Annotated in this window: 12 protein-coding genes; 8 read left to right on the top strand and 4 right to left on the bottom strand. The window is 63.8% G+C overall.

The window, feature by feature from the left end; genetic code table 11:
- Positions 1-68 precede the first annotated feature (68 nt).
- Positions 69-467: a hypothetical protein gene (locus tag DPM35_RS15355; protein WP_112128117.1), complete on the top strand. Its 399-nt coding sequence runs from the start codon at positions 69-71 to the stop codon at positions 465-467.
- 150 nt (positions 468-617) lie between these two features.
- Here the strand turns inward: DPM35_RS15355 and DPM35_RS15350 are convergent, their stop codons facing one another.
- Together DPM35_RS15350 and pdxR are read right to left on the bottom strand one after the other, a co-directional pair.
- Entirely contained in the window at positions 618-2207 is a 1590-nt protein-coding gene (locus DPM35_RS15350) for a trimethylamine methyltransferase family protein (RefSeq protein WP_112128116.1), read from the bottom strand.
- A gap of 224 nt (positions 2208-2431) precedes the next feature.
- Positions 2432-3925: a MocR-like pyridoxine biosynthesis transcription factor PdxR gene (gene pdxR / locus DPM35_RS15345; protein ID WP_112128115.1), complete on the bottom strand. Its 1494-nt coding sequence runs from the start codon at positions 3923-3925 to the stop codon at positions 2432-2434.
- Positions 3926-4244: 319 nt separating this feature from the next.
- Here pdxR and pgi point away from each other — a divergent pair, with 319 nt between their 5' ends.
- Positions 4245-5888: a glucose-6-phosphate isomerase gene (gene pgi / locus DPM35_RS15340; RefSeq protein WP_112128114.1), complete on the top strand. Its 1644-nt coding sequence runs from the start codon at positions 4245-4247 to the stop codon at positions 5886-5888.
- 5 nt (positions 5889-5893) lie between these two features.
- Positions 5894-6619, top strand: coding sequence for an HAD family hydrolase (locus tag DPM35_RS15335; protein WP_112128113.1), 726 nt, complete (start codon positions 5894-5896; stop codon positions 6617-6619).
- On the opposite strand, the gene DPM35_RS15330 is transcribed toward DPM35_RS15335, so the two are convergent.
- Positions 6616-7248, bottom strand: coding sequence for a class I SAM-dependent methyltransferase (locus tag DPM35_RS15330; RefSeq protein WP_112128487.1), 633 nt, complete (start codon positions 7246-7248; stop codon positions 6616-6618). The two genes, DPM35_RS15335 and DPM35_RS15330, sit on opposite strands and share 4 nt — an antisense overlap.
- A 71-nt stretch (positions 7249-7319) precedes the next feature.
- The gene (locus DPM35_RS15325; protein WP_112128112.1) at positions 7320-9281 is read right to left on the bottom strand and encodes a long-chain fatty acid--CoA ligase; all 1962 of its coding nucleotides are present in this window, start codon (positions 9279-9281) and stop codon (positions 7320-7322) included.
- 460 nt (positions 9282-9741) lie between these two features.
- Here DPM35_RS15325 and DPM35_RS15320 point away from each other — a divergent pair, with 460 nt between their 5' ends.
- Genes DPM35_RS15320 through DPM35_RS15300 form a run of 5 tightly spaced genes read left to right on the top strand, consistent with a single transcriptional unit; the run spans position 9742 to position 14983 of the window.
- A complete protein-coding gene (locus tag DPM35_RS15320; protein ID WP_112128111.1) occupies positions 9742-11340 on the top strand; it encodes an ABC transporter substrate-binding protein in 1599 nt (532 codons plus the stop codon).
- 51 nt (positions 11341-11391) lie between these two features.
- On the top strand, positions 11392-12399 hold the full coding sequence (locus DPM35_RS15315) for an ABC transporter permease subunit (protein ID WP_112128110.1): 1008 nt from the start codon (positions 11392-11394) through the stop codon (positions 12397-12399).
- Entirely contained in the window at positions 12400-13308 is a 909-nt protein-coding gene (locus tag DPM35_RS15310) for an ABC transporter permease subunit (RefSeq protein WP_112128109.1), read from the top strand. It abuts the gene before it with no gap.
- Positions 13308-14159 carry an ABC transporter ATP-binding protein gene (locus DPM35_RS15305; RefSeq protein WP_112128108.1) on the top strand — a complete coding sequence of 284 codons (852 nt, stop codon included), beginning with the start codon at positions 13308-13310 and terminating at the stop codon, positions 14157-14159. The genes DPM35_RS15310 and DPM35_RS15305 overlap by 1 nt, the downstream gene beginning before the upstream one ends.
- The gene (locus DPM35_RS15300) at positions 14156-14983 is read left to right on the top strand and encodes a dipeptide ABC transporter ATP-binding protein (protein WP_112128107.1); all 828 of its coding nucleotides are present in this window, start codon (positions 14156-14158) and stop codon (positions 14981-14983) included. Before DPM35_RS15305 ends, DPM35_RS15300 begins: the two co-directional genes overlap by 4 nt.
- The last annotated feature ends 37 nt before the right edge of the window (positions 14984-15020 follow it).

Genomic DNA, 15020 nt, shown 5'->3' with positions numbered 1-15020 from the left:
CTTGTTTCGGCTCGACGGAACCCACAGATAAGTTGAACCTCGGCAGCCTCGCGAAGGGGAGATCATCTGTGGCGAAACGGCGCTCTTCCCTTGGCTTTCTCGGCATGTTCGGCCGCTCGGGCGATTTGCGCCAACTCGACGACGCCTTGCGCAAGGCCGACCTGCATCCTGCCCTGGTTCCCGAAGGCGTGAAACTCACCCTCGTCAATCTGATGAACGACCGCTGGCCGGACGAGCCGCCGGCTGATGCGTATCAATCGGCAGCGCAGCTTTGCAGTTATTGCGTCGCCGGGCCGGATGTGTTCGAGCAGGCCAATGGCCGTGAGCCGACCTTGGCGGTCGAGCGCCGCATCGAGGCGGCGCTGGAGGCCGGCGACAGTTTCGATGCGCAGATCGTGCTGATGACGCTGCACGCCAAGCTGATCAACGCTGAAGTGGTTGAGCGCTATGAGTTAAGGGTCGATTGACTGGCGGGTAGGAGGCGTTGAGATTCAGGTCAGGCCGAGTCGAAAATGGTGGGTTCCGAGAACCGGAGCGGAGCGTACTTAAGTACGTGAGCACCGGAAGCGCAGGAAACCGCCATTTGCAGGCCGGCCTCACCTGAATCTCAACGCCTCCTACCCGCCCATGCCGCTGCGCGGCAGCTTAATCATCTCGCCGAAGCGGGCGCGCAATTTGTCGTCGAGCAGGCGAGAGACATGGCGTGGGAACCGCTCGGCAAGCACGCGCTTCTTCTCCGCGATTGCCCGCGACAGGATGTCGGGCCGTCCCTTTTCGTTCCATTCCTTGGGCGAGAAACGGTCGCCGACGGCGGGATAGAAATACTCGGTCTGCATCAGCTTCAATGTTTGATCGTTGCCGAGATAGTGGCCGGGGCCCTTGAGGCAGACCTCGGCAATGGTGTCGATCGACAGTGCGTCGTCGGTCACCTCGATGCCGCGCACGCAGCGCAGGCAATGTCCAAGCATGTCGTTGTCGATGATCAGGCTTTCGAGGCAGAAGCCGAGCAGCGAGGCATGCATGCCGGCCGATTCATAGACAAGGTTGAGGCCGGACAGCCCCGCCATGACATTGGTGATGCCCTTCTCGTAACCGGCCTGGATGTCGGGCAGCTTGGAGTCCGACATGCCGGCCGCCGAGCCGCCGGGCAGGTCGTAATATTGCGCCATCTGCGCGCAGGCCGCGGTCAGCACCGCCTGCTCGGCCGAGCCGCCGGACATGGCGCCGGTCCTGAGGTCGGAGACGAATGGCCAGGTGCCGAAGATCGCCGGATGACCAGGCTTGATCGCGTTGACATAGACCAGGCCCATCAGCACTTCCGCCACCGCCTGGACCACGGCGCCGGCAATCGCGGCGGGTGCCGTGGCGCCGGCCTGGCCGGCCGACAGAAGCAGGATCGGAATACCGCCTTCCACGCAGGCTTCGAGCACGCCGCAGGCGTCCTCGGCGAACTTCATCGGCGGCACCACGAAGCAGTTCGAGTTCGACACGAAAGGTCGCGCCCGGAAATTCTCTTCGCCGCCGGCGATCGCATAGAGCATCTCCAGCGCCGGCTTGACGTTCTCGCGCACGGTGAACGAGGTGCCGACATGCTTGGATGTCCCCATCACGCAGGCATAGAGCGTGTTGAAATCCATATCGAGCGGGTCGGGAATGTCGCGCGGCACCATGGTGCGCTGGAAGAAATGGATGTTGTCCAGCCCGTCGACGAGACGGGCGGCGTCGTAGAGATCCTGCAGCAGCGATTCGCGATATTCGCGCTTCTCGACATCGACCAGATGCACCGCCGCGCCCGCCGTGCCGAAATGCACGCGTTTGCCTTGGATATGCATGTCGTGCTTCGGATCCTGGCCGTAGAGGGTGAAGTTGCGTGCGGCCTTTTTGATCGTGTCGAGCACCAGAGCGCGCGGCAGCCGGATGCGGCCGTCATCGCCATAGGTGCCGCCGACCCGGGTCAGCGCCTCGATGCAGGACGGGATGGCATTGGCGAAGCCGACCGTTTCCAGCAGTGTCAGCACGGCTTCGTGGATGCGCTCCTGGTCGTTCTGGCTCAATGGCCCGTAGCTGCCGCCTTCAAGCCCCGGCCGCACCGGGCGGATGTCGTCGGCCAAAGGCGCCGCCCGCATCGCGCGGCGCGCTTCGCGCCCGCCGGAACGCCGCGAACGCTGGTCCGACGACGCTTCCTGCTTCTCGAGAGCCACTGACATGGAAGCACTCCACTTTTATCTTTTATCCGCGAGGTGGGACACGGGTGGTTGGTCCACCATCGGCCTGCCTCGTCCCCTTATGGCTCCGACTATGCCGCCGGTATTGGTACAGCCTATGGGCCAGCCATTTCCTCCGAATATGCCAGGCTCCTAAAGCAACGGCTGTGCGCCTAAACAAAAAGAGCCGGCGTGGTGCCGGCTCTTTTTCAGGGCGTTTGTGGCAATCAGGCAGCCGCGGGCCTGCGGCCGGCGGCGGTGGCGAGTTCGCGGATGCCCGGCTCGATATGCTGCAGCGAGATCGAGGAGATGCCCAAGCGCATGAAACGAGAGGGCTTTTCGCTGCGATCGAAGAACCGGTCGCCGGGTTCGATGATAACGCTGCGCGAAGCGGCGGCTTCGGCCAGGCCGCGTGAATCGGTACCGCGCGGCCCTTCCAGCCAGAGCGATGTGCCGCCCGCCGAGTCGGTCGAGCGCCATTCTGGCAGGAAAGCGGAAATCGCATGGACCAGCCGCTTGCGCCGCTCGTCGAAGGCGGCGGAAAGCCTGCGCACCAGCGCTTCGTGATGGCCGAGCGACAGGAACAGCGCGACGGCGCGCTGGTTGTTCGCCGGCGGGTGCCGCAGCATGAAGCGGCGCAGCGCGCGAAGCTCAGCGATCAGCCCCGCCGAGGCGACGATGTAGCCAAGCCTCAGCCCCGGAGCCAGCGTCTTCGACATCGAGCCGACATAGATCACGCGGCCAGAGCGGTCGAGGCTCTTCAGCGCCTGCTGCGGCGCCTCGTCGAGCAACTGGCTGTCATAGCCGTCCTCGATGATGATCTGGTTGTTGCGGTTGGCGCGCGCCAGAAGATCCTGCCGTCGCTCCGCCGACAGCGGCACCATGGTCGGGCAATGGTGGCTGGGCGTGACGAAGACGAAGCCCGAATCGCTGGGGATCGACGAGGTCACGATGCCCTGCTGGTCGACCGGAACCGGCTGGATGTCGGCGCCGGCCAGCCGGAAGATAGAGCGGGCATCGGGATAGCCCGGATCCTCCATCGCCACCTTCGAGCCCTTGGTCATCAGCAGCGAGGCGAGCATATAGAGCGCGTTCTGCGCGCCCAGCGTCACGATGATCTCGTCCGGATTGGCGAAGATGCCGCGGCGCGGCAGGAGCCTGGCCTGGATCTGCTCGATCAGCAGCGGGTCGTCTCGGTCCACCATGTCGGACGCCCAATTGCGGATCTCGAGCACGGCCAGCGCCATGCGGTTGCACTCGCGCCATTCGGCGGTCGGGAACAGCGCCGGGTCGAACTGGCCGTAGACGAACGGGTAGGAGGACTTGATCCAGTTGTCGTGCTTGGCCGGCGGCGGCATGTCGCTGGCGGCGATCTGTCGGCGCGCTTTCCAGTCGATCTCGTTCTGCTGGTCCGGCGCCTTCTGGTGCGGCTTGGCGGGGGTGGCCAGCACGTCTGGGTTGACGAAATGGCCGCGCCGCTCGCGCGCCACCAGGAAGCCCTGGTCGACCAGCTGCTGGAAGGCGAGCACCACCGTGCCGCGGGCAACGCCCAGTTTTTCCGCGAGAATTCGGCACGACGGCAGCGGCATCGAAGCGGCGATTTGTCGGTCGAGAATGGCCGCGACGATCGCCTGGCGGATCTGCGCCTGGAGGGTTTGGCCGGATTCAGCCGAAATCCGGAAGAGGCCGGACCATATGGCCGTGTCATTGCGCTGTGGCATGGGGAATCTTCCTCGGATGGCCAGCTGTTTTCACTTGGCTGGACCAGTGGAGTGTATGGGTGGCATAAGGGGTTGCGCCAATCAATTTTTCTGATCGCTGGGATTTATGCCAGTGATCTATCAGCCGCGTAGGCGGTCCATCTGTCGGTCGATAAAACAATGCTGCAATGCAGCATAAAAGCGTGATGCGCTGCGGCAATGCCACGCTTGAATGAAATGGAAATCGGCTCAATAGAATGAAGCGAAAATGACGCGACGACACGCGCCGGAAACATCCGGCCTGTTAAGATAAGTCTAAAAACCCGCCAGGAGCCCGCCAGTGGACCAGTCATCTTTCGACAAGCAACTTGCCGCCCTGCGTGATCAGCGCGCCGCGGCCAAGGGTACGATGCGCGAGGCCTTCGCCGCCGATCCCAAGCGCTTCGAGACGTTCTCCGCCACCGACGGCGATCTTCTGCTCGACTGGTCGAAATGCGCGGTCGATGCAAACACCATGACGATGCTGGAGAAGCTTGCCGACGCCGCCGATCTCGCGGGACGCCGCGCCGCGATGTTCGAAGGCAAGAAGATCAACATCACCGAGAACCGCGCCGTTCTGCACACCGCGCTGCGCAACCTGACGGGAAAAAGCGTGATCGTCGATGGCCAGGACACCAAGGCCGATGTGATTGCCGTGCTCGACGCCATGGGCGCCTTCGCCGACGCCATCCGCTCCGGCAAGGCCGTTGGCGCCACCGGCAAGAAGATCACCGACATCGTCAACATCGGCATCGGCGGTTCGGACCTCGGCCCGGCGATGGTGACGCTGGCGCTGGCGCCCTACCATGACGGGCCGCGCGCGCATTACGTCTCCAATGTCGACGGCGCCCATATCCATGACACGCTGAAGGGCCTGTCCGCCGAAACGACCTTGTTCATCGTCGCCTCCAAGACGTTCACCACCGTCGAGACGATGACGAATGCTGAGACGGCGCGCCAATGGGTGGAGAAGGCGCTGGGCAAGGAAGCGATCGGCAAGCATTTCGCAGCCGTCTCGACCGCGCTCGATCTTGTGGCGAAGTTCGGCATCGAACAGGACCGCGTCTTCGGCTTCTGGGACTGGGTCGGCGGCCGCTACTCGGTCTGGAGCGCCATCGGCCTGCCGGTGATGATCGCCGTCGGCCCGCGCAACTTCCGCGCCTTCCTCGACGGCGCGCATGAGATGGACGAGCATTTCCGTTCGGCCCCCATGCAGAAGAACCTGCCGGTGCTGTTGGGCCTGATCGGCTGGTGGCACCGGGTCGTCTGCAAATATCCGGCCCGCGCCGTCATCCCCTACGACCAGCGCCTGTCGCGCCTGCCGGCCTATCTGCAGCAGCTCGACATGGAATCGAACGGCAAGAGCGTCACGCTGGACGGCACCGCGGTCGCCACGCCGACCGGCCCGCTGGTCTGGGGCGAACCCGGCACCAACGGCCAGCACGCCTTCTTCCAGCTCCTGCACCAGGGCACCGACTTCATCCCGGTCGAATTCCTCGCCGCCGCGGTCGGTCACGAGCCCGAACTGAAGCACCAGCACGATCTTCTGCTCGCCAACTGCCTGGCACAGTCGGAAGCCTTCATGAAGGGCCGCACGCTGGAAGAAGCACGCGCGCAGATGCTGGCCAAGGGCATGAAACCGGCCGATGTCGACAGGATCGCGCCGCATCGCGTCTTTTCGGGCAACCGCCCCTCGCTCACCATCCTCTACCGCAAGCTCGATCCGCGCACGTTGGGCCGGGTTATCGCGCTCTATGAGCATCGCGTCTTCGTCGAGGGCACGCTCTTCAACATCAATTCCTTCGATCAATGGGGCGTCGAACTCGGCAAGGAACTGGCGACGGGCCTGCTGCCTGTCGTTGAGGGCAAGGAGACTGCCGCAAAACGCGACGCCTCGACTGCCGGACTGGTGGCTTATATCCACCAATTGCGCGGCAAGGAGTGAAAGGATTGGCGGATATCAAGGGAATATTGTTCGACAAGGACGGCACGCTTGTCGACTTCAATGCAACCTGGCTCGGTGTCGCGGACTTCATGGCGATGGATGCCGCCGAAGGCGATCGCTGGAAGGCCGATCGGCTGCTTGCCGCAGCCGGTTTCGACTTCGTCAGCAAGCGCTTCAAGCCCGATTCGATCTTTGCCTCGGGCTCGAACATGGACGTCGTCGAACTGTGGTTTCCGCGCCTGTCCGACGAGGACCAGATGCATGCCGTTTCCCGCTTCAACGAGATCACCTCGGTGCAGGGCTCCTCGATGGCGGTAGCGCTTCCCGGCGTTATCGATTCGCTGCGGGCACTGCACAAGCGATCCTACCGCATGGGCGTCGCCACCAATGATTCCACCAGCGGCGCCGAGAAGACGCTCGCCACGCTCGGTGTCGCGCAGCTCTTCGACGCAGCCTTCGGTTATGATGCCGTGGCCAACCCGAAGCCGGCGCCGGACACCGTCGTTGCCTTCTGCGATCTGACCGGGCTGAAACCGGGCGAGATCGCCATGGTCGGCGACAACCGCCACGACCTCGAAATGGCGCGCGCCGGCGGCTGCGGCCTGGCGGTGGGGGTGTTGTCCGGAACAGGCACGCGCGACTCGCTGGCGCCGATGGCGGATATCATCCTGGATTCGGTCGCCGACCTGCCGGATTTTCTTGCCGCGCGGGTGAACGTGCCGGCGGGCTAACCGGGTTCGGCCACAAGCGCGAACACCGCGCTTGGCTTCGGCTCGCCGCCGCCGTTTCCGCCGACATCCGGCACCTGGTATTCGCCGAGCAGGCAAAGCCGCGACCTCGGCAGCCAGGCGCGGCCGGGATCGCCGACCAGCACATAGATGCCGGCGGCCAGGCAGCGGTCGAGGAACGGCATCATCCGCTGTCCCACATTCTGCGCGTAAAAGACATCGCCCGCGAGCACCAGGTCGACCGCCGGCGGCGCACCGCCGGTGACATCCCCCTCGCATATCTGGATGGCGACGCCATTGGCTTGCGCGTTGAGGCCCAGCGCCACGATCCCGTTGCGGTCGACCTCGGCCGCGATCACCGCACGCGCTCCGGCTTTCGCCGCCGCTATGCCGACCAGCCCCGAGCCGGCGCCGAGATCGAGCACGCGTTTGCCGGCCACGATCGACGGGCGGTCCAGCACATAGCGGGCAAGCACGGCGCCGCCGGCCCAGGCATAGGCCCAGTAGGGCGGCTGTGGCTCCGCCTCGCCTTCGTCACCATCGTCCGGTTCGAGCAGCCGCCGCAGGCCGCTGCCGGGATGCGCCAGATAGAGCCGGATTTCCGGCAGCCCGGGTACCGGCGCCAGCCGCATGTTCGCCTTGATGAACTCCGCCGGATCGAGCGCTTTCGCCGGCTCTCGCCTCAGGCTGGCCTTGCTATCGGTCAAGCCTGGTCCCGCAGCGCGCGACGCAGGATCTTGCCGACCGGCGTCTTCGGCAGTTCGGTGCGGAACTCGATGTATCTCGGCCGCTTGTAGCCGGTCAGGTTCTCTCGGCAATAAGCCATCAGCGCCTCGACGGTGAGCGCCGGATCCTTCCTGACCACGAACAATTTAGGCACTTCGCCGGAATGCTCGTCCGGCACGCCGACCGCTGCCGCTTCCAGCACGCCGGGGTGATGCGCCACCACTTCTTCCAGTTCGTTGGGATAGACGTTGAAGCCGGAGACCAGGATCATGTCCTTCTTGCGGTCGACGATTTTGGTGTAGCCTCGTTCGTCCATGAAGCCCATGTCGCCGGATTTGAAGAAGCCGTCCTTGGTCATCACCTTGGCGGTCTCGTCGGGCCGGTTCCAGTAGCCGGCCATCACTTGCGGGCCGCGGATGCAGATCTCGCCCACCTCGCCGAGCGGCACGTTGTTGCCGTCGTCGTCGCGGATGGCGATCTCGGTCGAAGGCAGCGGCAGGCCGATCGTGCCGGTGAAGTCGCTGGAGCTGAACTTGTTGGCGGTCGCCACCGGCGATGTTTCGGAAAGCCCGTAGCCTTCGCTGACCGGGCAGCCGGTCAGCGCCTTCCAGCGTTCGGCGACGCCCTTCTGCACCGCCATGCCGCCGCCCAGCGTCAGGATCAGCGGCTTGAAGTCCAGCTTGCGGAACTCCTCATTGTTGAGCAGCGCGTTGAACAGCGTGTTGAGGCCGGGGAAGATGTGCATCGGGTATTTCGCCAGTTCCTTGACGAAGCCCGGAATGTCGCGCGGGTTGGGGATCAGCACGTTCTGCGCGCCCTGCTGCATGCCCATCAGCGCGTTCACCGTCAGCGCGAAGATATGATAGAGTGGCAGCGCGCAGATGAAGTTGAGATGCGCCGGCTTGGGCTTGACCGTATAGGCGTCCTCCACCCACAGCGAATTCTGCGCGACGTTCGAAAGGACGTTGCGATGCAGCAGCACAGCGCCCTTCGAGACGCCGGTGGTGCCGCCGGTATATTGCAGGAAGGCGATGTCGTCGCCGGATACCGTGGGTGGCTTGAACGCGATGGTCGCGCCGGTCTTGAGCACGGCGTTGAACTTGACATGGCCGGGCAGCGACCATGCCGGCACCATCTTCTTCACCCGCCGCACGACGAGGTTGACGATGGCCCCCTTGAGGCCGCCCAGCATGTCGCCCATCGACGCGACGATGACATGCTTCACAGGCGTCCTGGCGATGACCGCCTGCAGCGTGCCGGCGAAGTTCTCGAGGATGACGATCGCCTGCGCGCCTGAATCCTTCAACTGATGTTCCAACTCGCGCGGCGTGTAGAGCGGGTTGATATTCACCACCGTGTAGCCGGCGCGAAGCACCGCCATCATCGCCACCGGATATTGCAGCACGTTCGGCATCATCAGCGCCACGCGCGCGCCCTTCTCCAGGCCTCTTGCCTGCAGGTAGGCGCCAAACGCGGCCGACAGCCGCTCGAGCTCGGCGTAGGTGATCGACTTGCCCATGCACACGAAGGCCGGCCGCCCGGCGAATTGCTTGCAGGCGCCGACCAGGAACTCGCCGATGGACTTGTAGGGCAGGGCGCCGATCTCGGCCGGCATGTTCTTGGGATAGCTTTTCAGCCACGGCTTTTCCGGCAGGCCGGCCGTGAGTTCGGTGATCGCCTTCGGCAAGCCCTTCGAGGCAGGCTTGGCGGCGGCCGGCTTCGCGGCTGCTGCTTTTGCGGTTGCCGGCTTGTCAACTTTCGCGGCTGCGGCCTTGGTCTTTGCGGCTGCGGGTTTGGCGGCGGCGGGCTTTGCGGCTGCCTTGGCGGCCGTCTTCGGCTTCGATGCGGCGGCAGCCTTGGCACCCTTGGGCGTATTGCTTTCCGCGGCGGCCTTATCTCTTTTTTTCGCCGGGGCTGTCGTCTTGGCTGCTTTTGCCACCTGTGTCTCCCTGTCGCGTTCGATCTGGGCGCCCGCTTCCGCAAGAAGCGTCCTCCACGCCGGTCCGGATTTTTCGGGAAATCCCGCCCATCATCTATGTATTGCCTCTATCCGCGACCGTGCAAGCCTTGCCCCAGCGGCAATGCGAGGAAAGATTTGCCGTCGAAATCCAGCCCTCGACAGCCTCCGGCGTCATGCCCGGAGGGCAGGCGGACCTCCTGCAGCGCCGCCTCACGTGCTCGTTTCCCGGGACAGCCAATCAATAAAAAAATCCCGTCGTTAATAATGTCGTGAGGAGAAAATATTACTCATTATTTCTAATGTGGGAGCATAATCTAGATTCTTTTCCTGCTTCCCATGGGGTACGCACACGAGGTGTTCCAAAGGCGAAGAAACGGTGCTTATATGCGCCCTTCGCGAGCCTGATAGAGGGGCTTGAGAGAACATCAGGGAGTGCTCAATGAAAAAGACAATGGCTTTTGCAGCCGCGTTGCTGGCTGCAAGCGTCCTCAGCGGCATGGCCAGTGCCAAGACGCTCGTTTATTGCTCGGAAGCGTCGCCGGCCAATTTCGATCCGGGTACGACGACCGGCGGCAACGACTTCGACGCGTCCTCGCGCACCGTCTATTCGCGACTGGTCGAATTCAAGCACGGCGGCACCGAGATCGAACCTGGTCTCGCCGACAAGTGGGAGATTTCCGACGACGGTCTGGTCTACACTTTCCATCTGCATCCGGGCGTGAAGTTCCAGACCACCGACTATTTCAAGCCGACGCGCGACCTCAATGCCGATGACGTCGTCTTCTCCTTCGATCGCCAGTTCAACAAGCAGAATCCCTGGAACGGCGACAAGTATCTGCCGAACCTCACCTGGGACTACTACACCGGCATGGACATGCCGAAATATGTCGCCAAGTGGGAGAAGGTCGACGACCTCACGGTCAAGCTGACGCTGACCGAGCCGAACGCGCCGATGCTGGCCAATCTCGGCATGGACTTCGCCTCGATCGTTTCGAAGGAATATGCCGACCAACTCGAGAAGGCCGGCAAGATGGCCGACTTCTCGACCAAGCCGATCGGCACCGGTCCGTTCCAGTTCGTCGACTACCAGCTGGATTCGGTCATCCGCTACGCGGCCAACCCCGACTACTTCAAGGGCAAGGAAAAGATCGACGATCTCGTCTTCGCCATCACGCCTGACGCGACCGCCCGCATCCAGAAGGTGCTGGCCGGCGAATGCGACGTTGCGCCATATCCGAACCCGGCCGACCTCGGCACGATCAAGGCCAACAAGGACGTTACCCTGCTGGACCAGGCCGGTCTGAACATCGGCTATATGAGCTACAACACGACGATCCCGCCGCTCGACAAGCCGGAAGTGCGCCATGCGCTCAACCAGGCGATCGACCGCGAAGCTCTGATCAAGTCGCTGTTCCAGGACGCCGGCGCGACGCCCGCCGAAAACCTCATCCCGCCGACCATGTGGTCTTGGAACAAGGACGTAAAGGCCGACGCCTACAATCCGGATGCGGCCAAGAAGGTGCTTGAGGCTGCCGGGCTGAAGGAAATCCAGCTTTGGGCTTCCGACCGCGTCCGCCCATATAACCCGAACTTCCAGCGCGCCGCGGAGCTGATCCAGGCCGACTGGGCCAAGGTTGGCGTCAAGGCTGAGATCGTCAACTACGAGTGGACCAAATATCGCTCGGAAGGCAAGAAGAAGGACCGTCCCGGCGCCTTCCAGATCGGCTGGACCGGCGACAATGGCGATCCGGACAATTTCTTCGCCACCCTCTTCGCCTGCTCCGCCATCGGCGTCTCGAACTACTCCAGCTGGTGCGACAAGGACTTCGAGGACCTGATCCAGAAGGCCAAGAAGACCAGTGACCAGGCCGAGCGCACCAAGCTCTATGAGCAGGCGCAGGTGATCTTCGCCAAGGAAGCTCCGGCTTTCCTGCTGGCGCACAGCCAGGTTTACGCGGTCGTTCGCAACAATGTGAGCGGCTTCAAGATGGACCCGCTCGGCATTCATCGCTTCGACGGCGTTGACAAGGCCGAGTAATATTGCGAACGGGGCGGCGCTAATTCCAGCGCCGCCCCGCTCCATTTGACGATGCTCCGATATCTTCTCAACAAAATCGCCCTCCTGATCCCGACCCTGGTCGGCATCACAATCTGCGCCTTCGCCTTTGTCCGGCTGCTGCCCGGCGATCCAATTCTTGCCATGGCCGGCGAGCATGGCGTCGCCCCGGCCCGCTACGAAGAGCTCAAGGAACAGTTCGGCTTCAACCTGCCGATATGGGAGCAATATGCGCGCTATGTCGGCGAGGTCGCCACCGGCGATTTCGGCGTCTCCATCTCGTCCAAGCGTCCGGTTCTCGAGGAGTTCAAGACGCTCTTCCCGGCGACGCTGGAGCTGTCGTTCTTCGCCATGGTCTTCGCCATGGTCATCGGCATTCCCGCCGGCATCTTCGCGGCCGTCAAGCGCGGCTCGTGGTTCGATCAGTCGCTGATGGGCACGGCGCTGGTCGGCTATTCCATGCCGATCTTCTGGTGGGGCCTGCTGCTCATCATCTTCTTCTCCGGCTATCTCGGCTGGACACCGGTCTCGGGCCGCATCGGCCTGCAGTTCTTCTTCAAGCCGATCACCGGTTTCATGACCATCGACAGTCTGCTCTACGGCAAATGGGACGCCTTCCGTTCGGCGCTCAGCCATCTCGTCCTGCCGGCGATCGTGCTCGGCACCATCCCATTGGCGGTGATCGCGCGCCAGACGCGCTCGGCCATGCTCGAAGTGCTTGGCGAGGACTATGTCCGCACCGCCCGCGCCAAGGGCCTGTCGGCGGCCCGCGTCATCGGCGTGCATGCGCTGCGCAACGCGCTGATCCCGGTCGTCACCACCATCGGCCTGCAGGTCGGCACGCTGCTTGCGGGCGCCATCCTCACCGAGACCATCTTCGCCTGGCCGGGCATCGGCAAATGGATGGTCGATTCCATCTTCAAGCGCGACTATGTCGTCGTGCAGTCGGGTCTGCTGTTGATCGCGCTCATCGTCATGGCGGTGAACCTCATCGTCGATGTGCTTTACGCCGTCATCAACCCACGCATCAGGGCGGCATAAATGAGCCAGACCGAAATCGCCCCGATGGCCGCCGGCAGCCCGGATCGCCTCACCGGCCTCAAGACCTTCTGGCACTATTTCTCGGTGAACCGCGGCGCGGTCATCGGCCTGTTCGTCTTCATCCTCTTGGTGCTGGCCGCGCTGTTTGCGCCGCTGCTCGCGCCCTATGCGCCCGACATCCAGGACAAGACCGCGTTCCTGCGGCCCCCTGCATGGCAGCAGGGCGGCTCGACGCAATATCTGCTCGGCACCGATCCGGTCGGCCGCGACATCCTCTCGCGCCTGCTCTATGGCGCGCGCTTCTCGCTGCTCATCGGCGCGGTCGTCGTCACGCTGGCGCTCACCGGCGGCATCACGCTCGGGCTGCTCGCGGGCTATTTCCGCGGCTGGGTAGACGTCGCGATCATGCGCGTCATGGACCTGATCCTGGCCTTCCCGTCGCTGCTGCTGGCACTGGTTCTGGTCACCATCCTCGGCCCTGGCCTGTTCAACGCCATGCTGGCGATCGCGCTGGTGCTGCAGCCGCATTTCGCCCGCCTGGTGCGCGCCGCCGTCATGGCCGAGAAAAGCCGCGAATATGTCGTTGCGGCGAAGGTCGCCGGCGCCGGCCATCTCAGGCTGATGCTCGCCACCATCCTGCCCAACTGCCTGGCGCCGCTCATCGTACAGGGCACGCTGTCCTTCTCGAACGCCATCCTCGAAGCGGCCGCGCTCGGCTTCCTCGGTCTCGGCGCCCAGCCGCCGACGCCGGAATGGGGCACCATGCTCGCCTCGGCGCGCGAGTTCATCCTGCGCGCCTGGTGGGTGGTCACCTTCCCGGGTCTCGCCATCCTCATCACCGTGCTTGCCATCAACCTGATCGGCGACGGCCTGCGCGACGCGCTCGATCCCAAGCTCAGGAGGTCGTGATGGCGCTGCTCGATATCCAGAACCTCGTCGTCGAATTCCAGACCGCGTCCGGCCCGTTCCGCGCCGTCGACGGTGTCTCGCTCCATGTCGACGAGCGCGAGGTGCTCGCCATCGTCGGCGAATCCGGTTCCGGCAAATCGGTATCGATGCTGGCCGTGATGGGACTCCTGCCTTGGACGGCCACCGTCACCGCCGACCGCATGACCTTCAATGGCCGCGACCTGTTGAAGATCAGTCCGGCCGATCGCCGCAAGATCATCGGCAAGGACATCGCCATGATCTTCCAGGAGCCGATCGCCAGCCTCAATCCCTGCTTCACCGTCGGCTTCCAGATCGAGGAAGTGCTGCGCTTCCACATGGGCATGGACAAGGCCCAGCGCCGGGCGCGCGCCATCGAGCTTTTCAAGCAGGTCGGCATTCCCGATCCCGCCGACCGGCTGAATTCCTTCCCGCACCAGATGTCGGGCGGCCAGTGCCAGCGCGTCATGATCGCGATGGCGATCGCCTGCAATCCGAAGCTCCTGATCGCCGACGAGCCGACCACCGCGCTCGACGTCACCATCCAGAAGCAGATCCTCGATCTGCTGGTCTCGCTGCAGGCCAAATACGGCATGGGCCTGATCATGATCACCCACAATATGGGCGTGGTGGCGGAGACCGCCGACCGCGTCATCGTCCAGTACAAGGGCCGCAAGATGGAAGAGGCCGACGTGCTGTCGCTGTTTGAATCGCCGAAGAGCAACTACACGCGCGCGCTGCTTTCGGCGCTGCCGGGAAACGCCGTCGGCGACCGGCTGCCGACCGTCACGGACATGCTGTTCGAGGCCGCGCCCTCGGGAGCCGGCGCATGACCAAGGTCGTCGAAGGCAAGAACATCAAGCGCGACTATCATGTCGGCGGCGGCTTGTTCCGCGGCGCGCGCACCGTGCATGCGGTGAAGGGTGTTTCGTTCAGCGTCGAGAAGGGCAAGACGCTGGCGATCGTCGGCGAGTCCGGCTGCGGCAAGTCCACGCTCGCCCGCATCATCACGCTGATCGATCCGGCCACGTCCGGCGAGCTCTTCATCGACGGCAACAAGGTCGATATCGCCAGGGACGGGCTCACCAAGGAAATGCGCCGCAAGGTGCAGATCGTCTTCCAGAACCCTTATGGCTCGCTCAACCCGCGCCAGAAGATCGGCGACGTGCTCGGCGAGCCGTTGCTCATCAACACCGACAAGCCGGCCGAGGAACGGCGCGACCTGGCGATGAAGATGCTGAAGAAGGTCGGTCTGGGACCGGAGCACTACAACCGCTATCCGCACATGTTCTCGGGCGGCCAGCGCCAGCGCATCGCCATTGCGCGCGCGCTGATGCTCAACCCGAGCCTCTTGGTGCTGGACGAGCCGGTCTCGGCGCTTGACCTGTCCGTGCAGGCGCAGGTGCTCAATTTGCTGGCCGACCTGCAGGACGAGTTCCAACTCACCTATGTCTTCATCAGCCACGACCTCTCGGTGGTGCGCTACATCGCCGACGACGTGATGGTCATGTATTTCGGCGAAGCCGTCGAATACGGCCCGCGTGACGAGGTCTTCTCCAACCCCAAGCACGCCTACACCAAGACGCTGTTCGCCGCGACGCCGCGCGCCGACATTGCCTCGATCAAGGCGAGGCTTGCGAAGAAGAAGGCGGCCTGACCGGGAGCGTCGTGCGCCCTACCTCCCCCTTGTGGTG

Origin of the sequence: Mesorhizobium atlanticum (genome assembly GCF_003289965.1) — a bacterium.
GTDB lineage: Bacteria > Pseudomonadota > Alphaproteobacteria > Rhizobiales > Rhizobiaceae > Mesorhizobium > Mesorhizobium atlanticum.
The sequence above is the reverse complement of the archived record's forward strand: the minus strand, read 5'-3'. Positions and strand labels throughout refer to the sequence as shown.